Consider the following 25,429-nt stretch of genomic DNA (forward strand, 5'->3'; position numbering starts at 1 on the left):
GCGCAGGGTTCAGGCAGAAACAGGCGGCGCGCGCGGATGAGCCGTGGGCCAGGTGAAGCGGGCAGGGATGTCAGCGGCCAGTACCACGGCCGGAGGCGGTGCGTGCGGCTGTGGCAGCACCGCCACATTCAGCTGACTGCTGAGCGCAGGGCCCATGCCGCCCGTTGAGCACAGCGGGCAACCGAACGCCTTGGCCAGCGTTGGCAGGCTTTCATCGGTCGAGTTCGTTGGCACGGGCGCCTGGGTGCGCGGGTCAACCGTGCAAAACTGACCGCTGATGCCGTTGAGTTGCATCCCGACCATCTGCCCATGCCCGATGCTGCAGGCGAACACATTGAACAGGACGCTGCAATACAGCATCCAGGCAATGAGCGAGCGGTCGGTACGGGCGAGTTTCATGGGGCGGTACTTTACCATCAGCCGCCGACGAAATACCTGCAGAAAGTAACAGGGCGTCTATCCTCATTCGCACATTTTCAGGGAGCGCCCGCCATGAGCTTCGTCATTGCGCGCTGGATCGTCGGGATTTTCACCTGCATCAGCATGGTGCATTTGTACTGGGCCGCGGGCGGCAAACTCGGCAGCCTCGCCGCCATCCCTCAATTGCCGGGCGAATTCGCCAGCGGGCCCAGGCCGGCGTTCAAGCCCTCGGCGCTGGGCACCCTTTCTCGTCGCCATGGGGCTGGTGGCGATTGCGCTGCTCGTCTGCCTGCGCGCCGGACTGTACTTTTCGCCGGTGTCCCATGGAGCGCTGCAATGGGGGATCAGTGTGATTGCCGTGCTGATGTTCGCCCGAGCGATTGGCGATTCGGAGCTGGTGGGGTTTTTCAAGAAGGTGGCCGGCTCAAGGTTTGCCATGCTGGATACCTATCTGTATTCGCCGCTGTGCCTGGTGCTGGGAGCGGGGTTGCTGGTGGTGGCATGGGGTTGAGAGAAAAGGCAATCTGATGGCCCCCTTGCAACAAAATCCTCGCCAGAATCACTTTTATTTCAGGTGGTTAGGTGAGGAAGCTAATGCGCACTGTTGGGATCATGCTGATTGCCTGTTCATTGGCCGGCGGCGCGTCAGCCGTGCAGGCTCGGGAGTTGCGCGAGGGTGACAAGTACATGTGCAGTTGGGGCGCAGGCACGGCCGCAAGAGCCCAGGAACTCAAGCTGTCGGGGGTGTCGCTGTACGCTGCGCGGCAGAAGATCCAGTCCATCAAGTTCAACAAATCGTGGATGCGCATGATGGCCATGGGCATCACCGAACAGACCTATGACAGCCGTTCCCGCCTCAAGCCGGAGGCGATTCGCCAGACGTTCTACCAGGATTGCCTGCGCTATAAGGTAGCGCGCAAATAAGCGTCCTTCCCGGGCTCCAGCGGGGCCGGTTTACAAATCCACGACAAATGCTGTGTATGTATTTGCATACAATCGCGTCCTTGATCAGGAGGCGTGTATGCAAGTGCTTACGACATACCTGTCGCTCACCCACGGGAATGAGCAGGGCGCGCTGTTTTCATGAGCGCCTCAGCCCCTCACTCATCCAACAGCTTGCGCAACTTCGTGTTGGGCGTGCTGGGCGCTGCAGCGCTGCTGGGCGTCTATTTCATACAACTCAACGCCAAGGTCGATCGCCAGCGTGAAGACGCCGCGGAGCAGTTGGCACTGTGTCTTCATTTGGAGCGTGTCGCCGGAGCAACCGCTTCAACCAACGTTGAACTTGGCGAAGCGTGCAGACAGTTGAACGAAACAGTAATAAAAAGAACGAAAGTTCAATAATTATTAACCCTTACTTACAAGCGGTTAAATGAAGGGCTTAGTCTCAGTATTCGCACCAAAATGAGGCATTGAAAGTCCGCTTTCCTTAAAAAACATGTGGTTATTGAATGACTTACGGCGCTTCAAATCCGACGAAAGGAATAAAATAATCTTGTGACGCGTTTTTGCAATCGCTACTATAGCCAGGCGTTCACCTCCCACGGTTTATGCATTTTTAAATCCCAAGTTTCCATCAGCTACTTGGGATTTTTTTTGCCTTGAATTTGACCCTGTATACAACCGCGTCGGGAATATCCGCTGTATCCAGCGTCGCCTGGCGAAATGAGGCATGGTCAGCACTTTGAGCGAATCGTTCAGCCCTTGGCAAAAACCTCATCTACGCTGTCTGCATCACCGCTACAGGCTAAGGCCCACGCAAGGATGCCTTCATGATCTCGATCGTCGAATTCAACCGCATCATGGCCTCTGGATTCCTGCCGCTGGCCTGCGATTGCAGCCTGAACAGGGATGGCTCGCTGCGCATCAGTATCTTTGAGCCAACGTCCGGTCGCGTCGATCTATTGCTCACCCGCGTGTCCCCCGAAGGTCTGGACAGCGTGCGTTCCATCTCCAACCTGATCGGTGAACTGCGCACTGAACTCAAGGCCGGGCGCCGTGGGTTTGCCGCCGGGTAGAACCTCGACACGCCGTGTCAGAGGCGACGCAGGAAGGACTTGACGATGTGCCGTGTGGCGTCGGTGGTGTCCAGTTCATCGAGAGCGCCGTAAGCGTGCCACTGGCAGTCGACGATCTCGTTGCACGGCCGTGCCTCGTCAATATTGATCACCGAGGCCTCAAACACGTGGTGCAAGGTGTCGCGGGCCTTTAGCTCCTGCAAGTACAGCAAGCCGTCCACGTTCAACCCTGTTTCTTCTTCCAGCTCGCGTTGCGCTGCGCCCACCGGGCGTTCACCACGCTCGACCTTGCCGCCCGGCAATGCCCATTTTGATCTGGCCTTGCGCACAAAGAGAATGTGCCCTTCGTGTTCGCATATGACCGTGGCCCGTATTTTCATCATCTATGCCTTTAACGGGTTACTGTCATAAAAGTGTAATGCAATTGTCATGCTAAGTGGTTATGGCGCGCCGAGGTGTGTATGTGGATACTGCCCGTTTGACGTCAATGAACGAGGAGAGCAGATGAGCACCGTACGTTGGGGCATGATCGGCTGTGGCAGTGTTACCGAATTGAAGAGTGGACCCGCTTTCTACAAAGCGCCAGGTTCGGCCCTGGTGGCCGTGATGGGGCGCCGCGAGGAAGCCGTGCGTGATTATGCGACACGCCACGGTATTGCCCGCTTCTATACAGACGCCCAGGCCCTGATCAACGACCCCGAGGTGGACGCGGTCTACATCGCCACCCCCCCCGACAGCCATCTGGACTACAGCTTGATGGTGGCGGCCGCAGGCAAGCATTGCTGCGTCGAAAAGCCCATGTCGTTGAATGCCGAGCAGAGCGCGTTGATGCAGCGCACGTTCGAGCGCGCCGGGCTGCACCTGTTCGTCTCCTACTATCGACGTTCATTGCCGCGCTTCCAGCAAGTGCGCACCTGGCTGGACGAAGGCCGTATCGGCGATTTGCGCCACCTCACCTGGACCCTGTGCAAACCCGCAGCGGCGGCAGACACCAGCCCGGCCAACTGGCGCACCGATCCCGCGATTGCCGGCGGCGGTTATTTTGCCGACCTGGCCAGCCACGGGTTCGACCTGTTCCAGTACCTGGCGGGTGATATCGTCGAGGTCTCGGGCTTCAGCGCGCGGCAGGCCGAGCGCTACGCGGCGGAGGACGCAGTGACCGCCTGCTGGACCTTCGCCAGCGGGGCGCTGGGCATGGGCTGCTGGAACTTCGTCGCAGACCGCCGCGAAGACCGGGTCGAGCTGATCGGCAGTCGTGGGCGCATCACCTTCTCTGTATTCGAAGACCAGCCGTTGCGCCTTGAGGCCGAGACCGAAGAGGTGCTGGAAGTGCCCTGCCATGCGCATATCCAATGGCATCACGTATTGGCGATGAATGCCCATATCCGGGGCGATGCGAAGCACCCTTCGCTGGCCATCGAGGCGCTGAAAACGGACCGAATCCTGGACAAAGTGCTACAACGTTACTCCCAGCATCCTTAGTCATCGCTGTAGCGTGTGCTGCATTATGTTTAGAGGGACACCGCGATGAAATACTGGATGGTTGTGTGGCTGCTGTTCGCCACCGGTGCGACGGCAGCGCCGCGTAGCCAAGGGCAGGCAGGGGAGTTTGATTTTTATGTGTTGTCGCTGTCCTGGTCGCCGACGTTTTGCCTGACACACCCGAACAATGAGCAGTGTTCGGGCAAGGGCTACGGGTTCGTGCTGCATGGATTGTGGCCGCAGTATGCGCGGGGAGGGTGGCCTGCATCCTGTGCGCCGCGCTCGCGATTGAGCGCCGAAGAAATGGACAAGGGCGCTACGCTGTTTCCCAGCCGCGCATTGCTCAAACATGAGTGGAGCAAGCACGGCACCTGCAGCGGTCTTGCGCCGCTGCAGTATTTAGAGAAGTCCGATACGGCATTGGGGGCGGTCGTGATTCCGCAACAACTGCAGCCGCTCAATACACCGCCGTCATTACCGGCCAGAGCGATCGAGGCGCTGTTTCGCGAAAGCAACCCGCGCATGGGCAACCACGGGATGGCCGTTATCTGCAAAGGCAACGTGCTGTCTGAAGTGCGCGTATGCCTGAGCAAGGACCTGGCCTTCGCCGGTTGCCCGCGCAGTGTGAAAAGCCAATGCCGGGGCGGCGATATCCGGATTCCTGCGCAGCGCTGAGCCTCATGCACGTTGAGGGGCATTTTGTTCAATACCCATCACGTCCCAGCCTTTACCGTGATGCCGTCCCTGTCTGGCATCACGAAAAGGAACTGCAATGAGCTTGATCATTTCCATGGCGGCGTTCGCCCTTGCCACCTCCATTACGCCCGGGCCGGTCAACGTGGTCGCCCTGAGTAGCGGCGCCCGCTTCGGCTTTGTCGCCAGCCAGAAGCACGTGTTCGGCGCTGCGCTTGGCTTCACCTTGCTGCTGGTATTGATTGGCTTGGGTTTGCACGAGGTGCTGCTGCGCTGGCCAATCCTGACTCAACTGATCCAGTGGGGCGGGGTGGCGTTCCTGCTGTACATGGCCTGGAAGCTCGCGGTGGACAATGGCCAGTTGCAGGACGACGGCGCCGCCACGGCGCCCTCGATGCTGTACGGCGCGATCATGCAGTGGCTCAACCCCAAGGCCTGGCTGGCCTGCGTGGCGGGGATGGGGCTGTTTGCGGCGGACGGTGATGCCAGGCAAGTCTGGTTGTTCGCCAGCCTCTATCTGGTCATCTGCTACCTGTCGGTGGCGTGCTGGGCCTATGCCGGAACGTTCCTGCGACGCTACCTGCACCACCCACGGGGTGTCCGGGTGTTCAACCGTTCAATGGCCGCGTTGCTGGTGGCCAGTGTGGGTTATTTGCTGATGGCTTGAGCCTTTCGCGGTACTGCCCGGGCGTGGCGGCAAAATGCTGTTTGAACGCACGCTGGAAGTGCGCCTGGTCGGCAAACCCCGCGGCCAGCGCCACATCGGCGATCAGCGCGCCGTTGCGCAGTTGGGTGCGGGCGAACTGGATACGGCTGTTGACCACAAACGCGTGGGGCGTCAGCCCGTAATACTGCTTGAAGGCGCGGATCAGGTACGACGGCGACAGCTCGGCTGCGTGGCAAATGTCCTCAAGCTTCAAGGTCTCGGTACAGTGTTCACGGATGTACTCGGCGGCACGTTCCAACTTGTGATTGACCTCCCGTACCGGTGTGAGCGAAGGGTTCAGGCGCTGCTGCACCTCGCTGAAGTAACTCACCAGCGCGCTCTGTTTCTGCAGCAGTTCTGCCCGTTCATCCACCAAAAGCCGGTACACGCCCAGCAAGCCGTTGTACAACGACGTGTCCTGCGTGTGAGGTGTGTTGAACGGGCGGTAACCCTGGTCGGTACTGAAACCCAGCTGATGCTGCAAGTCAGTCAGCCAGGGCGTGTCGAGGTAGAGCATGTGGTAGGACCAATGCTCGTTTTCGATGGGATTGCACGCGTGCACATCACCGGGGTTCATCAGCACCACGGTGCCGGCGCTGATCTGGAAAGTCTGCGCGCCATAGTGGTAATAGCTGCGGCCGCGGGTGATTGCGCCGATGGAAAAATGCTCGTGGGCGTGGCGGGTGTAAGTGACCTTGCGCCCGTCAGCGATGGTGCGCGCTTCGATAAAGGGCAAGCGCTCGTCGCGCCAGAAGCGCGGCGAGTGCGAAGGGTGGGCGGGCGTGTTCGAGGACATGGCGATGACTCCTACCGGTCAGGCGGGCACCAGGAAGGCCGCTTCCAGCAATTGCCGAGTATAGGGGTGCTGGGGGTTGGCGAAAATTTCCCTGGCATCCCCTTGTTCCACTACCTGACCCTGCTTGACCACCATCAGCTGGTGGCTCAGCGCCTTGACCACCGCCAGGTCATGGCTGATAAACAGGTAGGTCAGGTTGTACTTGGCCTGCAAGCCGCGCAGCAATTCCACCACTTGGCGCTGCACCGTGCGGTCCAGTGCCGACGTCGGCTCGTCCAGCAGGATAAGGCGCGGTTTGAGCACCAGGGCGCGGGCGATTGCGATGCGCTGGCGCTGGCCGCCGGAGAACTCATGAGGGTAGCGATGGCGTGACTCCGGGTCCAGGCCGACCTCCTTGAGCGCGGCAATGATCGCCGCTTCCTGCTCGGCCGGCGTGCCCATCTTGTGGATACGCAACCCCTCGCCGACGATCTCGCTGACACACATGCGCGGGCTCAGGCTGCCGAAAGGGTCTTGAAACACCACCTGCATTTCCCGGCGCAACGGGCGCACCTGCTGCTGGGTGAGGCGGTCAAGCTGCTGGCCTTCGAAGCGAATGCCGCCCTGGCTGCCAATCAAGCGCAGGATCGCCAGGCCCAAGGTGGATTTGCCCGAGCCGCTTTCGCCGACGATGCCCAGGGTTTGCCCCTGGGGCAGGCTGAAGTTGATGCCGTCCACCGCCTTGACGTAATCGACGGTGTTGCGCAGAAAACCTTTCTTGATGGGGAACCAGACCTTCAGGTCGTCCACTTCCAGCAGCGGTGGGCCGACCTCATTGGTGGCCGGCCCACCGCTGGGTTCGGCTGCCAGCAGTTCCTGGGTGTACGGGTGTTGCGGCGCCTGGAACAGCGTCTCGCAATCGGCCTGTTCAACAATGCAGCCCTGTTGCATCACGCACACGCGGTGAGCGATCCGGCGCACCAGATTCAAGTCGTGGCTGATCAGCAACAGCGCCATGCCCAGGCGCGCCTGCAGTTCCTTGAGCAGTTCCAGGATCTTCAATTGCACCGTCACGTCGAGGGCGGTGGTTGGCTCGTCGGCGATCAGCAGTTCCGGCTCGTTGGCCAGGGCCATGGCGATCATTACCCGCTGGCGCTGGCCACCGGAGAGTTCGTGGGGCAGTGCCTTGAGGCGTTTGTGCGGCTCGGGGATGCCCACCAGCTCCAGCAGTTCCAGGGTACGCTGGGTGGCGACCTTACCGGTGAGGCCCTTGTGCAGACCGAGCACTTCGTTGATCTGTTTTTCGATGCAGTGCAGCGGGTTCAACGAGGTCATCGGCTCCTGGAAGATCATCGCGATGCGGTTGCCGCGAATATGCCGCAGGGTCTTTTCCTTGAGCGTCAGCAGGTCTTGCCCGGCGTAGTTGATGGTGCCGGACGGGTGCCGCGCCAATGGGTAGGGCAGCAGCCGCAGGATCGAATGCGCCGTCACCGATTTGCCGGAGCCGCTTTCGCCGACCAGGGCCAAGGTTTCGCCGCGCTTGATATCGAAGCTGACGTTATTGACCACCCGATGGTGGTGCTCGCCCGTGACGAACTCGACGCTGAGGTCGCGGATTTCGATCAGATTGTCCTGATTCATCTCATTTCCTCGGGTCGAAGGCGTCGCGAGCGGACTCGCCGATAAACACCAGCAAGCTCAACATGATCGCCAGCACGGCAAACGCACTCATGCCCAGCCACGGCGCCTGCAGGTTGGATTTGCCCTGGGCCACCAGTTCGCCCAGTGACGGCGAGCCGGCCGGCAGGCCAAAGCCCAGGAAGTCCAGGGCGGTGAGGGTGCCGATGGCGCCCGTGAGGATGAACGGCATGAACGTCATGGTCGACACCATCGCATTGGGCAGGATATGGCGGAACATGATCGCGCCGTTCTGCATGCCCAGCGCCCGGGCCGCGCGCACGTATTCCAGATTGCGCCCGCGCAGGAACTCGGCGCGCACCACATCCACGAGGCTCATCCAGGAGAACAGCAGCATGATGCCCAGCAGCCACCAGAAGTTGGGCTGCACGAAGCTGGCCAGAATGATCAGCAGGTACAGCACCGGCAAACCGGACCAGATCTCCAGGAAGCGCTGCCCGGCCAGGTCCACCCAACCGCCATAGAAACCCTGCAGGGCACCGGCGATCACGCCGATGATCGAGCTGAGCACGGTCAGCGTCAGCGCAAACAGCACCGACACGCGAAACCCATAGATGACCCGCGCCAGCACATCGCGGCCCTGGTCATCGGTGCCCAGCAGGTTGACGCTGGACGGCGGCGCGGGGGCTGGCACTTTCAGGTCGTAGTTGATGCTCTGGTAGCTGAACGGGATCGGTGCCCACAAGGTCCAGGCGTCTTTGGCCTTGAGCAGTTCCTGGATGTACGGGCTCTTGTAGTTGGCTTCCAGCGGAAACTCGCCGCCGAAGGTGGTCTCCGGGTAGCGCTTGAGCGCCGGGAAATACCAGTCGCCGTCGAAGTGCACGGCCAGTGGCTTGTCGTTGGCGATCAGCTCGGCGCCCAGGCTGAGCACGAACAGAATCAGGAACAGCCACAGCGACCACCAGCCACGCTTGTTCGCCTTGAACCGCTCGAACCGGCGGCGATTGAGGGGGGACAGGTTCATCTCAATGCTCCCGGCTGGCAAAGTCGATACGCGGATCGACCAGGGTGTAGGTGAGGTCGCCGATCAGCTTCACGATCAGCCCCAGCAGGGTGAAGATAAACAGCGTACCGAATACCACCGGGTAGTCGCGGTTGATCGCCGCTTCGAAGCTCATCAGGCCGAGGCCGTCGAGGGAAAAGATCACCTCCACCAGCAAGGATCCGGTGAAGAAAATGCCGATGAAGGCCGAGGGGAAACCGGCGATCACCAGCAGCATCGCGTTACGAAACACGTGGCCGTAGAGCACGCGGTGGTTGGTCAGGCCCTTGGCCTTGGCGGTGACCACGTACTGTTTGTTGATCTCGTCGAGGAAGCTGTTCTTGGTCAGCAGGGTCATGGTGGCGAAGTTGCCGATCACCAGGGCGGTTACGGGCAGGGCCAGGTGCCAGAAATAATCGAGGACCTTGCCGCCCCAGCTCAACTCGTCGAAGTTATTCGAGGTGAGCCCGCGCAAGGGGAACCAGTCCAGGTAACTGCCGCCGGCGAACACCACTATCAGCAGGATAGCGAACAGGAACGCCGGGATCGCATAGCCGACGATGATCGCCGAACTGGTCCATACATCGAAATGGCTGCCGTGGCGCGTGGCTTTGGCGATGCCCAGGGGGATGGACACCAGGTACATGATCAGGGTGCTCCATAACCCGAGGGAAATCGACACCGGCATCTTTTCCTTGATCAGGTCGATGACCTTGGCGTCGCGGAAAAAACTGTCGCCGAAATCCAGTTGCGCATAGTTCTTGACCATGATCCACAAACGTTCCGGCGCCGACTTGTCGAAGCCGTACATTTTCTCGATTTCCTTGATCAACGCCGGGTCCAGCCCCTGGGCGCCGCGATAGCTGGAGCCGGCCACCGAGACTTCGGCGCCGCCCCCGGCGATGCGGCTGGTGGCGCCGTCAAAGCCTTCGAGCTTGGCGATCATCTGTTCCACCGGCCCGCCGGGGGCCGCCTGGATGATTACGAAGTTGATCAGCAGGATGCCGAACAGCGTGGGGATGATCAGCAACAGGCGACGAACAATATAGGCCAGCATTCAATCGCCTCCGCTCGCCGCTTCGGCGCTTTGTGCAGTGTCCAGGGGGACCGCGGGTTCGACGTCGGGTTTGGCCCACCAAGTGGCGGTGCCTACGTCATAGCGCGGCGAGACGTTCGGGTGGCCGAGGTGGTCCCAATACGCCACACGGAACGTCTTGATGTGCCAGTTGGGAATCACGTAATAACCAAACTGCAGCACACGGTCCAGCGCTCGGGCATGGGCGATCAGGCTTTTGCGCGAGTCGGCGTCGATCAGTTGCTCGACCAACTGGTCGACCGCCGGGTCCTTGAGACCCATGTAGTTGCGGCTGCCGGGCTTGTCGGCGCTGGATGACTTCCAGAACTCACGCTGCTCATTACCCGGCGAGGTGGACTGTGGAAAGCTGCCCACCAGCATGTCGAAATCCCGCGAGCGCAGGCGGTTGATGAACTGCGACACGTCAACCCGGCGAATCACCAGGTCGATGCCCAGGTCGGCCAGATTGCGCTTGAACGGCAGCAGGATGCGCTCGAATTCGGTCTGGGCCAGCAGGAATTCGATGGTCACCGGCTTACCGGTGGTGTCGACCATTTTGTCGTCGACGATCTTCCAGCCGGCTTCCTGCAACAGCTGGTAGGCCTCGCGCTGCTGCGCACGGATCATGCCGCTGCCGTCGGTTTTGGACGGCTCGAAAGACTGGGTGAAGACTTCGGCGGGGATCTTGTCGCGCAGGGGCTCGAGAATGGCCAGTTCATCCGGGCCGGGCAAACCGGTGGCGGCCATTTCCGAGTTTTCGAAGTAGCTGCGGGTGCGGGTGTAGGCGCCATTGAATAACTGTTTGTTGCTCCATTCGAAATCCAGCAACAGGCTGATGGCCTTGCGCACCCGTACATCCTGAAACATGGGTTTGCGCGTGTTGAACACGAAACCCTGCATGCCGGTGGGATTGCCGTTGGGAATCTCTTCCTTGACCAAGCGGCCTTGGGCCACCGCTGGAATGTTGTAGGCGTTGGCCCAGTTTTTGGCGCTGAACTCCAGCCAATAGTCGAACTGCCCAGCCTTCAGAGCTTCCAGCGACACCGTGCTGTCGCGGTAATAATCAGTGATGCGGTTATCGAAATTGTAGAAACCCTTGGCGACCGGCAGGTCCTTGGCCCAATAGTCCTTGACCCGCTCGTAGCGGATCATGCGTCCGGCCTTGACCTCAGCCACCTTGTACGGGCCACTGCCCAGCGGTATCTCCAGATTGCCCTTGGAGAAATCGCGAGTGGCCCACCAATGCTTGGGCAGCACCGGCAATTGCCCAAGGATCAGTGGCAGCTCGCGGTTGTTGGTGCGCTTGAATTTGAACAGCACCCGCAGCGGGTCTTCGGCGACCACTTCGTCAACGTCGGCGTAGTAGGTGCGGTAGAGCGGGGTGCCGTCCTTGATCAGGGTCTGGAAGGTAAACACCACGTCGTCGGCGCGGATCGGGTGGCCGTCGTGGAAGCGGGCTTCGGGGCGCAGGTAGAAGCGCACCCAACTGTTGTCCGGGGCTTTTTCGATCTTGCCGGCCACCAGGCCGTATTCGGTGATGGGCTCGTCCAGGCTTTGCATGGCCAGGGTGTCGTAGATCAACGGCAGATTGTCCGCCGGCACGCCTTTGCTGATGTAAGGGTTGAGGCTGTCGAAGCCGCCCATGGCCGATTCGCGGAAGGTGCCGCCCTTGGGGGCGTCGGGGTTCACGTAGTCAAAATGCTTGAAGTCGGCGGGGTACTTGGGTGGCTCGTTATAGAGCGTCAACGCATGCTGCGGAGCGGCCTGGGCCGCGCTGCACAGCAACAGGCTGGCGAATAATGTCCTGCGCAATAACATCATTGGGCTTTCTCCGAAGCTTTCAGCCACCACGCGCTCAGGCCCAGGCTGTAAGGCGGCGTGGTGACAAAGGCGAACCGGTTGCGGTACGCCAGGCGATGATAGTTGAGGTACCAATTGGGAATGCTGTAGTGCTGCCACAGCAGCACCCGGTCCAGCGCGCGGCCGGCGGCCAGTTGTTCGTCGCGGGTCTGGGCCGCGAGCAAACGTTCCAGCAGGTGATCGACCACGGGGTTGGCGATGCCGGCGTAATTCTTGCTGCCCTTGATCGCGGCCTGGCTGGAGTGGAAGTACTGCCACTGCTCCAGCCCTGGGCTGAGGGTCTGGTTGAGGGTGACCAGGATCATGTCGAAGTCGAACTGATCGAGCCGCTGCTTGTACTGGGCGCGATCAACGGTGCGCAGGTGCGCGTCGATGCCGATACTGATCAGGTTTTCCACATAGGGCTGCAGGATGCGCTCCAGGTTCGGGTTGACCAGCAGAATTTCCAGGCGCAGCGGTTGCCCGTCCTTGTTCAGCAGGCGTTGACCGGACAACTTCCAGCCGGCTTCGCCGAGCAGGGCCAGGGCATGACGCAGGGTTTCGCGTGGGATGCCGCGACCGTCGGTGTGCGGCAGGCTGAAGGCTTGGGTCAACAGATTGGCCGGCAGTTGGTCGCGATAGGGCGAAAGCATCAACCACTCCTGGCCGACCGGCACGCCCGTGGCCGAGAATTCACTGTTGGGGTAGTAGCTCAAGGTGCGTTTGTAGGCGCTGCTGAACAGCGTGCGGTTGGTCCATTCGAAGTCGAACATCAACCCCAGGGCTTCACGCACTGTGGTCTGGCTGAAGGCCGGTCGGCGGGTGTTGATGAACAGGCCCTGGCTCTGGGTGGGGATCTGGTGGGCGATCTGCGCCTTGATGACCTCGCCGCGATTGACCGCCGGAAAGTTATAGCCGGTGGCCCAGTTCTTCGCCTGGTGCTCGATATAAATGTCGAATTCGCCCGCCTTGAAGGCTTCAAAAGCTACATCGCTGTCGCGGTAGAACTCCACCTCGACCTTGTTGTAGTTGTACAAGCCCTGGTTGACGGGCAGGTCCTTGCCCCAGTAATCCTTGACCCGCTCGAACACCAGTTGGCGGCCAGGATTGACCTTGCTGATGCGGTACGGCCCGCTGCCCAGTGGCGGTTCGAAGGTGGTGGCCTTGAAGTCGCGATTTTTCCAGTAATGCTGGGGCAGCACCGGCAGCTCGCCCAGACGCAGGATCAGCAGCGGATTGCCGGCGCGCTTGAACACGAAACGGATGCGATGGCGATTGAGGATATCCACCCGCGCCACTTCCTGCAGGTTGGTGCGGTACTGCGGATGGCCTTCGGTCAGCAGGGTTCGGTAGGAGAACGCCACGTCCTCGGCGGTGATCGGTGTTCCATCGTGAAAACGTGCCTCGTGGCGCAGGTTGAACACGACCCAGCTGCGGTCCTCGCTGTACTCCACCGACCGGGCAATCAGGCCGTAGCTGGACGTCGGCTCATCGCCGGAGGGGGCGTACTGGCCGGTGCCGACCATCAGCGGCTCGTTCAGCTCATTGACGCCGTATTGCAGGAAGTTGCCGGTGGACACCGGGCTGGTGCCTTTGAAGGTATAGGGGTTGAGGGTATCGAACGTGCCAAAGGCCATCACCCGCAGTGTCCCGCCTTTCGGCGCTGCAGGGTTTACCCAATCGTAGTGGGTGAATTTAGCCGGATACTTGAGCGTGCCGAACTGCGCGTAACCGTGGCTCTCGGTAATCGTCGCGTTCGCCGCAAAGCTCAAGGCCAGACTTATTAGTAGAAGGAGGGGACGCTTCAAGTCAGAGATCCGATCCAGGCGGCTTGGGCTTTATGATCGGTACAGTAACAGCTTGTTCCGGATCGAAAAAGGCTGCTGAGAAGACTGAAGACCCAATGTGGGAGGGGGCTTGCTCCCGATAGCGGTGGGTCAGTCAATATAGGGGCTGACTGGCCCACCGCAATCGGGAGCAAGCCCCCTCCCACATTGGTTTCTCGGTGTTTCTGAGGACTCAGCGCGGCCCGGAAACCACCAGCATTTGCCCAGGCTTCAATGCCTGGCCGGTACGTGGGTTCCAACGCTTGAGATGTTGCATCTCGACGTTGAAGCGCTTGGCAACCATGTACAGCGAGTCGCCTTTCTTGACCTTGTACTGCACCGGTTTTGTCGCGGCGGCTTTGCGGGTGTCCTGCATCACCAGGGTCTGGCCGACCTTGAGCGCCTGGCCGTTGAGCTTGTTCCAGCGCTGCAGGTCATGCACATCGACCTTGTTGGCCTTTGCGATCAGCGTGAGGTTGTCGCCGGTGCGCACCTTGTAGCTGCGGGTACGCCCGGCTACCGCCTTGGTCTCGACTTCGTCGAACACCGGCTTTTTGGGGCGCATGCTCAACAACTCTTCCGGCTTCATGGTCGACAGGGTGCTGGTGAGCAGTTGCGCCTTGGAGGTCGGCACCAGCAAATGCTGGGGGCCGTCCAGGGTGGTGCGCTGTTTCAGGGCCGGGTTGAGCTGGAACAGTTCGTCTTCATCGATCTCCGCCAGCGCGGCGACCCGTGACAGGTCCATGCTTTGCTTGACTTCAACCACTTCGAAGTACGGCGTGTTGGCGATCGGGTTCAGGTTGACGCCATAGGCCTCAGGGGCCAGTACCACTTGGGACAGCGCCAGGAACTTGGGCACGTAGTCCTTGGTTTCCTGGGGCAGGGGCAGGTTCCAGTAGTCGGTCGGCAGGCCGAGCTTCTCGTTGCGTTCGATAGCCCGGCTCACCGTGCCTTCGCCCGCATTGTAGGCCGCCAGGGCCAGTAGCCAGTCGCCGTTGAACATGTCATGCAGGCGGGTCAGGTAGTCCAGGGCGGCGGTGGTGGAGGCGGTGATATCGCGCCGGCCATCGTAGGCGCGGGTCTGGCGCAGGTTGAAGTAGCGCCCGGTGGACGGAATGAACTGCCACAAGCCGACTGCATCGCTGCGCGAATAGGCCATTGGGTTGTAGGCACTTTCAATCACCGGCAGCAGCGCCAGCTCCAGGGGCATGTTGCGTTCTTCAAGGCGCTCGACGATGTAATGAATGTAGAGGCTGCCGCGTTCACCGGCGTTCTCCAGGAAGGACGGGTTGCTGGCGAACCACAGGCGTTGTTGCTCGATGCGCGGGTTCACGCCTAAGCCGTCCTGCAATTGAAAGCCCCGACGCATGCGTTCCCAGACATCCTGGGGTACTTCGGGGCTGGGCTTCTCTGAGAGCCAAATAGGTTTTTGCTTGATCTTGGCAGCAAGATTCGGTTTGGGTTGCACGGTGGTTTGTGCAGCGTAATGAGTCGATTGGCAGCCCGCCAGAGTTGCGGAAACGGCCACCGCCACGGCTTGAGCCAGGCGGGTCAATGCGTCTGAAGAAATGGATTTACGAATAGATGACGACATTGGCTGGAAGTAAGTTCCGGGCAAAAATGTCGGGCGATTCTAGAAAGCGCTTGGGTTGCGGTCAACCATTCAGAAATTACGTATCAGATCGCTTGCACTTAGAACGTATCTTTCCAAGCCCTCAAGCTAGCAAACACCTCGGCCCCAGAGCGGTTGTCACGGCCGTTCCGTTCGTCCGCTTTTTGTTTAACGGATGTTTCAGAGGTACGTAAAAAAGGGTTAGTGCGTTTTTCCAGAGCCAGGTCGGACGGCAGCGTCATCTCGCCGCGGGCGCGCAATTGCGCGACCTGTGCCACACGCTCAGCGATGTCGGCGTTGTGCGGTTCCACGGCTTGGGCAAACCTGAGGTTACTTTGTGTGTACTCGTGGGTGCAGTACACCAAGGTGTCGGCAGGCAGCGCGGCCAGGCGCTGCAGCGAAGCATGCATCTGTTGCGGCGTGCCTTCGAACAGGCGACCGCAACCGGCGGCAAACAGGGTGTCGCCACACAGCAACACGCCCTCATGGTAATAAGCGATGTGGCCCAGGGTGTGGCCGGGCACCGCATATACATCAAAATCCCAGCCGAGTACGGTGATGCGGTCGTTATCCTGCAAATCGACGTCCCGCGCGGGAATGTTCTCGTTCGCCGGGCCATACACCGTGGCGCCGGTAACGGCCTTGAGTTGAGCGACGCCACCGACGTGATCATGGTGATGGTGAGTGACCAGGATATCGCTGAGGGTCCACGCCGGATGCTGCTTGAGCCAGGCAAGCACCGGCGCGGCGTCACCGGGGTCGACCACGGCGCAACGTTGAGTCTGGTCATCCTGCAACAACCAGATGTAGTTATCGGTGAAGGCGGGTAGGGCAGTGATCTGTATCATTCTTCGATTCGCCAAGCTGAACACATTGGTGCATCTTAGAGCGTCTAGGCGAGTTGGAGAATGCAATGACTGATAAAGCGTTCGCCCAGGCCGATCCTGAGTGGCTGGCTCTGATCGGCGCGGCCCGTGAATGGCTGTCCGGGCCGCTTGGGCAATTTCTGCTGGATGAAGAACGACGCATGCTCGAAGACGAGCTGGGCCGGTTCTTCGGGGGCTACCTGGTGCATTACGGACCCTCGGCCGAGACGCCGCCATGCGCACCGCAGGTACAGCGCAATGTACGGTTGGGGGCGCCGTTGCCCGGCGTGGAAATCGTCTGCGAGGAGCAGGCCTGGCCGTTGAGCGAACACGCCGCCGATGTGGTGGTGTTGCAGCACGGCCTGGATTTCTGCCTATCGCCCCATGGTTTGTTGCGCGAAGCCGCGAGCAGCGTGCGCCCGGGCGGTCATTTGCTGATTGTCGGCATCAACCCCTGGAGCAGTTGGGGCCTGCGCCACGTATTCGCCCACGACGGCCTGCGCCAGGCGCGCTGCATCGCGCCTTCCAGGGTGGGCGACTGGCTCAACCTGCTGGGTTTCGCGCTGGAGAAACGCCGCTTCGGGTGCTATCGTCCGCCGCTTGCGTCCGCCAAGTGGCAGGGGCGCCTCGCCGGCTGGGAACGCCGCGCGGGGGCCTGGCAACTGTCCGGTGGAGGCTTCTATTTATTAGTGGCGCGCAAGATCGCGGTCGGGCTGCGGCCCGTTCAGCAGGTGCGCCGCGAACCGCTCGGCAAGCTGGTGCCGATGCCGCTGGCCAAGGTCAACCGCGAACAGCGCGAACCGTAAAACCTCTTTTTGATTCAGGCCCGATAACCGATGACCGATAGCGTAGAACTCTTCACCGATGGCGCCTGCAAGGGCAACCCCGGCCCCGGCGGCTGGGGCGCATTGCTGGTGTGCAAGGGCGTGGAGAAGGAGTTGTGGGGCGGCGAAGCCAACACCACCAACAACCGCATGGAGCTGATGGGCGCCATTCGCGGCCTGGAAGAACTCAAGCGGCGCTGCAACGTGCTGCTGGTGACCGACTCGCAATATGTGATGAAGGGCATCAACGAGTGGATGGTGAATTGGAAGAAGCGCGGGTGGAAAACCGCCTCCAAGGAGCCGGTCAAGAATGCCGACCTGTGGCAATTGCTCGATGAGCAATGCAACCGGCATGACATCACTTGGAAATGGGTGCGTGGTCATATCGGCCATCCCGGTAACGAACGGGCTGACCAACTGGCCAACCGCGGTGTGGATGAAGTGCGCGGCTACAAGCAGAGCTGAAGCCGGCTGACGTGTTAACATCGCGCCCTTTGACTCACACCCTACTGCACACCACACCGTTTTTGAGAGCTGAACCCTGATGGCCATCCGATCCGTAGTACTCGATACCGAAACCACCGGCATGCCAGTGACCGATGGCCACCGGATCATCGAAATCGGCTGTGTCGAACTGATGGGCCGCCGTCTGACCGGGCGTCACTTCCACGTCTACCTGCAACCGGATCGTGACAGTGACGAAGGCGCGATTGGCGTCCACGGCATCACCGACGAGTTCCTCAAGGGCAAGCCGCGCTTTGCCGAAGTGGCCGATGAGTTTTTCGAGTTCATCAACGGCGCCCAGTTGATCATCCATAACGCGGCCTTCGACGTCGGCTTTATCAATAACGAGTTCGCCCTGATGGGGCAGACGGATCGCGCGGATATTTCCAGGCATTGCTCGATCCTCGACACCTTGATGATGGCCCGCGAGCGTCACCCGGGCCAGCGCAACAGCCTCGATGCCTTGTGCAAGCGTTATGGCGTCGACAACTCCGGCCGTGAACTGCACGGCGCCTTGCTCGACTCCGAGATCCTGGCTGACGTCTACCTGACCATGACCGGTGGGCAGACCAGCCTGTCGCTGGCCGGTAACGCCTCCGATGGCAGCGGTTCGGCGGAAGGCTCGGGCAATCGCCCTTCGGAGATCCGTCGCCTGCCGGCTGATCGCAAGCCTACGCCCGTCATCCGCGCCAGCGAGCAGGATCTGGCCGAGCATGTCGCACGGTTGGAAGCGATTGCCAAGGCGGCCGGCGCGCCAGCGTTGTGGACTCAGTTGGCCCAACCATAATCCTGGCTTGATGCAGTAAAAAATGTGGGAGGGGGCTTGCTCCCTCCCACAGTTGATCTCTCATCGTCTGTAAAATCTTCATTCGCCACATTGGCTTCCAGCTTCTACCCTGAGTGCAAGCCCTCAGGAGTCGGAGCGCTCATGTACAAAGACCTGAAGTTCCCCGTCCTTATCGTGCACCGCGACATCAAGGCCGACACCGTTGCCGGTGACCGGGTTCGAGGCATCGCCAGGGAGTTGGAACAGGAGGGCTTCAGCATCTTTTCTGCGGTGGACTACGCCGAAGGACGGTTGGTGGCGTCCACCCACCACGGCCTCGCGTGCATGCTGATCGCTGCTGAAGGCGCCGGAGAAAATACCCACTTGCTGCAGAATATGGTCGAGCTGATCCGCCTGGCGCGGGTGAGGGCGCCCAACCTGCCGATCTTCGCCCTGGGCGAACAAGTCACCCTGGAAAACGCCCCGGCCGATGCCATGAGCGAACTCAACCAGTTGCGCGGCATCCTGTATCTGTTCGAAGACACCGTACCGTTCCTCGCTCGTCAGGTAGCCCGTGCTGCGCGCACCTACCTCGATGGCTTGCTGCCGCCGTTCTTCAAGGCCCTGGTGCAACACACCGCAGACTCCAACTATTCATGGCACACCCCCGGTCATGGCGGTGGCGTGGCCTATCGCAAAAGCCCGGTGGGGCAGGCGTTTCATCAGTTCTTCGGGGAAAACACCCTGCGTTCGGACTTGTCTGTCTCAGTCCCCGAGCTGGGCTCGCTGCTCGATCACACCGGGCCGCTGGCAGAGGCCGAAGCCCGCGCTGCGCGCAACTTTGGTGCCGATCACACGTTTTTCGTGATCAACGGCACGTCCACCGCGAACAAGATTGTCTGGCACTCCATGGTCGGTCGCGATGACCTGGTACTGGTCGACCGCAACTGCCACAAGTCGGTGCTGCATTCGATCATCATGACCGGCGCGATCCCGTTGTACCTGTGCCCGGAGCGCAACGAGCTGGGGATCATCGGTCCCATCCCGCTCAGCGAATTCAGCGCCGAATCGATCCGCGCCAAGATCGACGCGAGTCCTCTGACCCGTGGCCTCGCGGCGAAGGTAAAGCTGGCGGTGGTGACCAATTCCACTTACGACGGGCTGTGCTACAACGCCGAACTGATCAAGCAGCAATTGGGTAACAGCGTGGAGGTGCTGCACTTCGATGAAGCCTGGTATGCCTACGCGGCATTCCACGAGTTTTTCGCCGGGCGCTATGGCATGGGCACCTCGCGCACGCCGGACAGCCCGCTGGTGTTCACCACTCATTCCACGCACAAACTGCTCGCGGCATTCAGCCAGGCGTCGATGATTCACGTGCAGGACGGCGGTGCGCGGCAGTTGGACCGCGACCGCTTCAACGAAGCGTTCATGATGCATATCTCCACGTCGCCGCAGTACAGCATCATTGCCTCCCTGGACGTGGCCTCGGCGATGATGGAAGGCCCGGCGGGTCGCTCGCTGTTGCAGGAAATGTTCGACGAGGCCCTGAGTTTCCGTCGCGCGCTGGCCAACCTGCGTCAGCATATCGCCGCCCACGACTGGTGGTTTTCCATCTGGCAGCCACCCTCGGTGGCCGGTATCGACCGCGTCGCCACGGCGGACTGGCTGCTGCACCCTCAGGATGACTGGCATGGTTTTGGCGATGTGGCTGAGGATTATGTGTTACTGGATCCGATCAAGGTCACGCTGGTGATGCCTGGCCTCAACGCCGGCGGCGCCTTGAGCGATTGCGGAATTCCGGCTGCAGTCGTCAGCAAATTCCTCTGGGAGCGTGGGCTGGTGGTGGAAAAAACCGGGTTGTATTCCTTCTTGGTGTTGTTTTCCATGGGGATCACCAAGGGCAAGTGGAGTACGCTGCTCACCGAACTGCTGGAGTTCAAGCGCAGCTATGATGCGAATGCGAGCCTGGCCAGTTGCCTGCCTTCGGTGTATGCCCAGGGACCGGTACGTTATCAGGGCTTGGGGTTGCGCGACCTGTGCAACCAGTTGCACAGTTGTTACCGCAGCAACGCGACGGCCAGGCATCTCAAACGCATGTATACGGTGTTGCCGGAGATCGCAATGAAGCCGGCCGACGCCTACGACCAGTTGGTCAGGGGCGAAGTGGAAGCGGTTTCCATCGATGCCTTGCCAGGACGCATCGCAGCCGTGATGCTGGTGCCGTATCCGCCGGGTATTCCGTTGATCATGCCGGGCGAGCGCTTTACCGAGTCAACGCGGTCGATCGTCGACTACCTGGCCTTCGCTCGTACGTTCGATAGCAGTTTTCCCGGCTTTGTCGCCGATGTTCATGGGCTGCAACATGAAGATGACGGCAGTGGTCGTTGTTACACCGTCGATTGCATCAAGGGTTAAGAATGTTTATGCAAGCTGTAATGAACCCGAAGTATCCGGGGCTCAGTGTGCGAGTCGCCGATGAAGGCTTTGACGCTTATGTATGGGGCAACGATTTCAGTTTTGAGGTCAGCGGCTACGGGGTGCCGCAGATGGACAAGCGGGTCGATCAATGGCCGGTGGAGCGCATCCTGCCGTACCGCAAGTGTTACGGCATCGACCCTGAAGAGTTCGCCAGCTTTCGCGACGCGCCCGACAGCGCGATCTTCATGGCCTATCTGGACGATTGCGCGGTCGGCCACGTAGTGATCAGCACCAACTGGAACGGCTTTGCCCACGTCGACGAATTAGCGGTGGCCCTGCCTGCGCGGCGTCACGGTGTGGCCAAGGCGCTGCTGGACGTGGCGCAGTTCTGGGCACGCAAGAAAAACCTGCCGGGCATGATGCTCGAAACCCAGAACAACAACCTTGGTGCCTGTCGCCTGTATGAGCGCAGCGGGTATGTGATGGGCGGGATCGACCAACTGCGTTATCGGGGCATTGACCCGCAAACCCGCGAGGTGGCGATTTTCTGGTATCGGTTGTTCAAGTCCGAGCGGGGCGCAGCCTGAGCGTCGCTCGTGGGCAACGTTTCAAGCTGCGCCGGGGTGTTTCGCTGTGGGTCAGGTGTCAATCCACGAGTGTTCCCCCCCGATTTCGATTTGCAACTGTTCGCGCATCGCCAAGTAGTGCTCTTTTGCCTCGGTTACGCTCTGTTGGAGCCCGTCTGGCGGTATCAGACCTTTGTCTAGATAATAGTCGCGTGTTTGCTTTTGCAGGCTGAACCGCGCACCGGTCCGGAGCCTGCCATTGATCTGCTCCATAACCTTGGGCTTGCCATCAAAGCCTACGTCGTAAATGTCCGGTCGCTTGGCTTTGAGTACATCGTCAAACATAAGCGGGCCCACCGTTTCGAAATACTTGCGTCCGTAGGCCAAAAAGTCCGGGGTGTAGTTGACCGCACCTCCGGCATCGCGACCGACGGTCAGGCGATTGGCTTCAAAGTAGGCTTTGTTTTGCGTGAAGCGGTTATTCATCTCGGTGATCATTTCAGTAATGACCGGATTCTCCGCCTGGGTGGCGAAGTGGCTAGTGTTATAGAACGGTTTGTATTCGGAGAGTTTATGACCCACTGGCGCGCCGAGCAGGATGTCCGAGTCACCGGCATTCAACCCTATTGATCCGCCAGTACCTGTGATCAGATCATCGGTATCAAGGTAGATGCCGCCATATTGATTCATCAGCGGGTAACGGGTCACATCCGAGGCGGCGGAAAGGTTCTTGCCCTGGCCCCTGCGGAAATATGAATACATGTCGGTATCTTTCAAGGATTGAAAAAAATCCTCTTCGTTCAGGTTCATGGCGGTGGCGCCCGGTGCGTCTGTTTGCAGTTTGAGCTTGATGGCCTGGAATAGCTCCGGGGTGTCGGCGTCGATATGCACAATGGATGTGTATCCGGGCATTTTTTCGGCGTTCTTCGCTATGTTGTTGATCATCGCGCTCGGTATCTCGCCGCCCGCCCAAAAGTAGTGAATTTTTTTCGGCACCGGCCTGACATTTTTAGGCTTTTGTAATATGGAAGGGGCGGGCGCGTCGATAAACCGGTAGGTGTGCCCCCGTGTAGGCTTGGCTGATTTGAATTCGGCGAGCGACCCCTTCTGCCACTTGTCTTTCGCGGCCGTCCAGAAATAAGCAGCGTTTTGTTTGCCTAAGGGGGCGTTCTCCCTCCAAGCACCCACGTTGGTGTCAAAGTAGACAATAACGTCCGTTTTGCCGTAATCGATGCTGTACAGGATCGGGTGAACGCTCGTGTGGACCTTTACACCGTCCATCGGCACGACGTAGGTGGCATTATCGAGTTTCCAGGCCGGCGCAAGATCGTTTTCCCCACCGAGTAAACGATTGGCCGTGGCGGCGGGCTCCCAACCTGTACTGCCGAGGTCCCGCACTGGAATTTTCTCGCGGTGCGTTGTGGGATGCAGCACTACGCGCTGGCCATCTTCAACTTTGGACTGATAGAACCTACCGTCGATTTTTACATACTCTTGATTGTTCGCACCTATGTAGACATTGGCTTGCAGGCCTTTGACGTGCAGCCGATCAGTGTCGACGGTGACCTCGTAGTCAAACAGCGCAGGTTGATCGAGGACTTTGACTTCGCCGCCTGTTGTCACCACACCGGGTTCGAAGCTTTTCAGTGGCGCACCGTAGGGCTGGCCCTTGGTCACGTCGTAGGCGTACCAGTCGCCGTTGCGAAACACCGCGCCACCTTCCACACTGCGGTCTGCAAGCTTGTAGGTGCCTACGCCGACGAGGCCATGCTGCACGCCTGCCGCTTTGAGCAGGTCATAGCTGCTGCTTGCGCCCTTGAGGACATTAATGGCCTCTCGGCCCGATTTGGCGCCGCGACGAGCCAACCATCCGGCGCCCCTGAGCACGTCACCTGCGCCACCCAATGGGTTGAGCGCTTCAGTCACAACGCTCCCCAGGAACCGCGCAGCTTTTGCTGCCGCCTTCACGCTGTTTACCCCTTTTGCAATCACCTTGCCCGCTTGGGCGGCCTTGCCGATACCCATCGTGACCAGGCCTACCACATCGAGGCCAAGGTCAAATACACCGTCGCCGACCTTGCCCTTGCTGAAATTGACGATCGCCGACCTGAAGGGGATTAGGTTCAGGAAAAACTCGCCAATGGCTTCGTCGGCCGCGGTGCTTTGATCGTAGGAAGTGGACCCGCGGGCATGCTGGAGCACGTCATCGCTGTGCAAGTCGAGGGATTGGGTGAACACCTTGGCAATGTATCGGGTACGGTCGGAGTCGAAGACCTGTGGGTTTTGCGAGGTCACCGGTTGCTCTTTGGACTGTTCGGCGTGTTCACTCTCGAATGGGTTGAACCGAACGGTTTTATGTAGCGTACTGCCGTCTCTGCGCTCAAGCTTATCGTAAGGAGGCGAATAGGTTCTGGAGAGGTAATCGAGTTTTGAAACCGTGCCGGTGCTGGTGTCAAGGCGGTAAACGTTAACTTTCCCGTCGAGCGTAGTCTTTACATCCAGCGTGTGGCCCTTTCTGCTCAGGCTTTTATTCCAGAAATCCGTGGCCAGTTTGTATTCATTCTTATGGAAAAACTCCAGCTGGCCGTAGCGCAGGTTTACCCGGTCTTGGGGCGGTAAGGCCGAGATCAAATACTGGACCATGCCAGTGTGGCCTTTTTCCAGTGCCTCTATTGCCGGGGTGTACTGCTCGGTAAAGGCGTTGTCGACCGTGAGTTTGCCGCTGGCTGATTTCTCGCAGAATTGCTCGATGGGGATTTGCTTGTCTTTGGTTATCCAGTGTTGCTTGTTGCCTGGGTTGACCGTGTCGCCGTGCATGACGATATCCAGCATCGAGTGTTCGCCGGGGTAACGACCAGGGCGACCTTCATGTAGACGGGTTTTGATAATATGCCTGGCCCTAAAGACGCTGTCTTCGACCCCCGGAAATTCTTGTCTGAGCAGTTCCAGGCCCATCGCTTCCCGATCGGGGATAGGCGTTGCAAGCGCTGTGGACGCAGCTTGCAAGGCGTTTTGCTGGGCAACGAAGGTACGTCGGATGTCAGCATCGGCAGGTGCAGGCAGGGTGTTCAACAGGCCATTGGCGGCCGCCCAATGACTCAAGGCTGCGCGTTGAATCTGTTGCACGAGCGGTGCGCCCACGTCGACACTCTCGGCGCCGGCCATCACTTCGCTATAGCTCATCGTCAGCACGCACCCTGGCGATTGCGCTTCCAGTTTGGCCGCCGCGATCACCAGTTGTGTCCAGGGAATGCTGCCGTAAGTCACACTGGACGGGATGTTCTTGACCAGATGTTCCGGCGCGGTACGTGCCAACAACACGCGGGCTGCGAGGTCGGCCGATTGCGGCGAGGCTCGTCCTTGTGTCACCAGGTGGCGGCTCAAGCCCTCGATCACCACGGTGGGCGATTTGCGCCAGTGCTGCGACTGGCCCAGGTCAAAACCTGCGACGCTGTTGCGCGCCGGGTTGCTCAGGGACTCCGGGTCCAGGCCGATGTGAATGGCTGCCAGCAGGTAATCATTGATACTGGTAGGGGTCGCAATGCCCTTCAATTTGGCTTGTATGAGCTGCCCCAGTGCTTGGGCTTTGGCTGAGCTCAGCAGCGTCTGCGTCGCGTTGCTGGGTTGCTTCAAGTCGTCGTTCGACAGGTTGCCGGCTGACAGCAGATAGCCCAGCGCGCCTTTTTTCAGGTCTGCCAATGGCAGGTTGGGCAGGGTCGAGTCAGGCGCATTCAGCAGGTCGATGATGGCTTGTTGGTCTTGCGCCGCCATCGGCGTCGGCCAGGCCAGCGCGCCGCTGAAATTACCCAGGGGGTGGGTCTGGACGTGTTGCATCGCTTTTTGGTACAGCGCGAGCAACTGATCCAGGGTCTTGGGCAGTTCCAAACCGCTACCGCTGAGGTAGGTGGTCAGTTTGACGACGCTGGTGCTGGGCGTCAGTTGGTTGTCCCGGTAGTAGCTGGAATCCGCGCAGACCGGCAGTGAGAGGGCACCCAAGCGGAACGCTATCCCCGTCTCAAGGCGGCTTCGCTGTTCACTGGGTTCGCCGCCGGAGGAGGCCTTATTCGCATCTTCCAATGTTATGCGCAGCGCTGCAGCCACTTCTTTCCAATTGCAGCGTTCAGCAAAGGCTTCTTTAAGGGCCGCCGCGTTGTCGAATTCGTCGGGGCCTGTGTCACGGGTACCAGGATCGTTGACCGCAACCGATGCTGGCGTGATGGCAGCGTTATTGGTGTGTGCTGAGACCAGTCTGGTGGGGCGTGTTAGAGGCGGGTGCGCAGGTACGTGATGCGTGACATTCATGGAGAACCTTTCCGTAGATGTAATATATCGTCCGTCAGAAAGCCCGGTGTGGCG

Annotated in this window: 22 protein-coding genes and 1 pseudogene; 12 read left to right on the forward strand and 11 right to left on the reverse strand. The window is 60.1% G+C overall.

The window, feature by feature from the left end; genetic code table 11:
* Positions 1 to 9 precede the first annotated feature (9 nt).
* Positions 10 to 399 (reverse strand): DUF2946 domain-containing protein, encoded by a 390-nt coding sequence (locus tag QF045_RS14675; RefSeq protein WP_306492824.1) that lies wholly within the window; start codon positions 397 to 399, stop codon positions 10 to 12.
* A 93-nt stretch (positions 400 to 492) separates the two neighbouring features.
* On the opposite strand from QF045_RS14675, the pseudogene QF045_RS14680 reads away from it, so the two are divergent.
* The 4 genes and pseudogenes from QF045_RS14680 to QF045_RS14695 all read left to right on the forward strand — a co-directional run bounded on the left by QF045_RS14680 (position 493) and on the right by QF045_RS14695 (position 2,438).
* Positions 493 to 931, forward strand: a pseudogene (locus tag QF045_RS14680) (DUF3995 domain-containing protein).
* An 83-nt stretch (positions 932 to 1,014) separates the two neighbouring features.
* Positions 1,015 to 1,344, forward strand: coding sequence for a hypothetical protein (locus QF045_RS14685; protein ID WP_306492825.1), 330 nt, complete (start codon positions 1,015 to 1,017; stop codon positions 1,342 to 1,344).
* Between the two features lie 159 nt (positions 1,345 to 1,503).
* Entirely contained in the window at positions 1,504 to 1,764 is a 261-nt protein-coding gene (locus tag QF045_RS14690) for a hypothetical protein (protein WP_306492826.1), read from the forward strand.
* A 428-nt stretch (positions 1,765 to 2,192) separates the two neighbouring features.
* Positions 2,193 to 2,438: a DUF1652 domain-containing protein gene (locus QF045_RS14695; protein ID WP_306492827.1), complete on the forward strand. Its 246-nt coding sequence runs from the start codon at positions 2,193 to 2,195 to the stop codon at positions 2,436 to 2,438.
* A gap of 17 nt (positions 2,439 to 2,455) precedes the next feature.
* Here the strand turns inward: QF045_RS14695 and QF045_RS14700 are convergent, their stop codons facing one another.
* Positions 2,456 to 2,818, reverse strand: a complete 363-nt coding sequence (locus tag QF045_RS14700; protein ID WP_306492828.1) for an NUDIX hydrolase — start codon at positions 2,816 to 2,818, stop codon at positions 2,456 to 2,458.
* 124 nt (positions 2,819 to 2,942) lie between these two features.
* Between QF045_RS14700 and QF045_RS14705 the strand changes: the two genes are divergently transcribed.
* The 3 genes from QF045_RS14705 to QF045_RS14715 all read left to right on the forward strand — a co-directional run bounded on the left by QF045_RS14705 (position 2,943) and on the right by QF045_RS14715 (position 5,280).
* Entirely contained in the window at positions 2,943 to 3,920 is a 978-nt protein-coding gene (locus tag QF045_RS14705) for a Gfo/Idh/MocA family protein (RefSeq protein WP_306492829.1), read from the forward strand.
* 45 nt (positions 3,921 to 3,965) lie between these two features.
* Positions 3,966 to 4,595, forward strand: a complete 630-nt coding sequence (locus QF045_RS14710; RefSeq protein WP_306492830.1) for a ribonuclease T2 — start codon at positions 3,966 to 3,968, stop codon at positions 4,593 to 4,595.
* Between the two features lie 97 nt (positions 4,596 to 4,692).
* On the forward strand, positions 4,693 to 5,280 hold the full coding sequence (locus QF045_RS14715) for a LysE family translocator (RefSeq protein WP_306492831.1): 588 nt from the start codon (positions 4,693 to 4,695) through the stop codon (positions 5,278 to 5,280).
* Here QF045_RS14715 and QF045_RS14720 read toward each other — a convergent pair.
* The 8 genes from QF045_RS14720 to gloB all read right to left on the reverse strand — a co-directional run bounded on the left by QF045_RS14720 (position 5,222) and on the right by gloB (position 15,974).
* The gene (locus tag QF045_RS14720; protein WP_306492832.1) at positions 5,222 to 6,115 is read right to left on the reverse strand and encodes an AraC family transcriptional regulator; all 894 of its coding nucleotides are present in this window, start codon (positions 6,113 to 6,115) and stop codon (positions 5,222 to 5,224) included. The genes QF045_RS14715 and QF045_RS14720 overlap by 59 nt on opposite strands.
* An 18-nt stretch (positions 6,116 to 6,133) precedes the next feature.
* Positions 6,134 to 7,735, reverse strand: coding sequence for an ABC transporter ATP-binding protein (locus QF045_RS14725; RefSeq protein WP_306492833.1), 1,602 nt, complete (start codon positions 7,733 to 7,735; stop codon positions 6,134 to 6,136).
* Between the two features lies 1 nt (position 7,736).
* Entirely contained in the window at positions 7,737 to 8,756 is a 1,020-nt protein-coding gene (locus QF045_RS14730) for an ABC transporter permease (RefSeq protein WP_017738565.1), read from the reverse strand.
* A 1-nt stretch (position 8,757) separates the two neighbouring features.
* Positions 8,758 to 9,831 (reverse strand): microcin C ABC transporter permease YejB, encoded by a 1,074-nt coding sequence (locus tag QF045_RS14735; protein ID WP_306492834.1) that lies wholly within the window; start codon positions 9,829 to 9,831, stop codon positions 8,758 to 8,760.
* Positions 9,832 to 11,670, reverse strand: coding sequence for an extracellular solute-binding protein (locus QF045_RS14740; protein ID WP_306492835.1), 1,839 nt, complete (start codon positions 11,668 to 11,670; stop codon positions 9,832 to 9,834). It abuts the gene before it with no gap.
* On the reverse strand, positions 11,667 to 13,496 hold the full coding sequence (locus QF045_RS14745) for an extracellular solute-binding protein (RefSeq protein WP_306492836.1): 1,830 nt from the start codon (positions 13,494 to 13,496) through the stop codon (positions 11,667 to 11,669). The genes QF045_RS14740 and QF045_RS14745 overlap by 4 nt, the downstream gene beginning before the upstream one ends.
* A 211-nt stretch (positions 13,497 to 13,707) precedes the next feature.
* Positions 13,708 to 15,108 carry a transglycosylase SLT domain-containing protein gene (locus QF045_RS14750; RefSeq protein WP_306492837.1) on the reverse strand — a complete coding sequence of 467 codons (1,401 nt, stop codon included), beginning with the start codon at positions 15,106 to 15,108 and terminating at the stop codon, positions 13,708 to 13,710.
* A 98-nt stretch (positions 15,109 to 15,206) separates the two neighbouring features.
* Positions 15,207 to 15,974 carry a hydroxyacylglutathione hydrolase gene (gene gloB / locus QF045_RS14755; RefSeq protein WP_306492838.1) on the reverse strand — a complete coding sequence of 256 codons (768 nt, stop codon included), beginning with the start codon at positions 15,972 to 15,974 and terminating at the stop codon, positions 15,207 to 15,209.
* 65 nt (positions 15,975 to 16,039) lie between these two features.
* Between gloB and QF045_RS14760 the strand changes: the two genes are divergently transcribed.
* The 5 genes from QF045_RS14760 (at position 16,040) to QF045_RS14780 (ending at position 21,094) form a co-directional block, all read left to right on the forward strand.
* Entirely contained in the window at positions 16,040 to 16,798 is a 759-nt protein-coding gene (locus QF045_RS14760; RefSeq protein WP_306492839.1) for a class I SAM-dependent methyltransferase, read from the forward strand.
* 30 nt (positions 16,799 to 16,828) lie between these two features.
* The gene (gene rnhA / locus QF045_RS14765; RefSeq protein WP_057725161.1) at positions 16,829 to 17,281 is read left to right on the forward strand and encodes a ribonuclease HI; all 453 of its coding nucleotides are present in this window, start codon (positions 16,829 to 16,831) and stop codon (positions 17,279 to 17,281) included.
* A gap of 85 nt (positions 17,282 to 17,366) precedes the next feature.
* Positions 17,367 to 18,107, forward strand: coding sequence for a DNA polymerase III subunit epsilon (gene dnaQ, locus QF045_RS14770; RefSeq protein WP_306494898.1), 741 nt, complete (start codon positions 17,367 to 17,369; stop codon positions 18,105 to 18,107).
* Positions 18,108 to 18,248: 141 nt separating this feature from the next.
* Positions 18,249 to 20,504: an Orn/Lys/Arg decarboxylase N-terminal domain-containing protein gene (locus tag QF045_RS14775; RefSeq protein ID WP_306492840.1), complete on the forward strand. Its 2,256-nt coding sequence runs from the start codon at positions 18,249 to 18,251 to the stop codon at positions 20,502 to 20,504.
* Positions 20,505 to 20,512: 8 nt separating this feature from the next.
* Positions 20,513 to 21,094 carry a GNAT family N-acetyltransferase gene (locus QF045_RS14780; protein WP_306492841.1) on the forward strand — a complete coding sequence of 194 codons (582 nt, stop codon included), beginning with the start codon at positions 20,513 to 20,515 and terminating at the stop codon, positions 21,092 to 21,094.
* Between the two features lie 51 nt (positions 21,095 to 21,145).
* Here the strand turns inward: QF045_RS14780 and QF045_RS14785 are convergent, their stop codons facing one another.
* Positions 21,146 to 25,375 carry a glycosyltransferase gene (locus QF045_RS14785; protein ID WP_306492842.1) on the reverse strand — a complete coding sequence of 1,410 codons (4,230 nt, stop codon included), beginning with the start codon at positions 25,373 to 25,375 and terminating at the stop codon, positions 21,146 to 21,148.
* Positions 25,376 to 25,429: the final 54 nt, after the last annotated feature.

Source organism: Pseudomonas sp. W4I3 (assembly GCF_030816195.1).
Taxonomy (GTDB): Bacteria; Pseudomonadota; Gammaproteobacteria; order Pseudomonadales; family Pseudomonadaceae; genus Aquipseudomonas.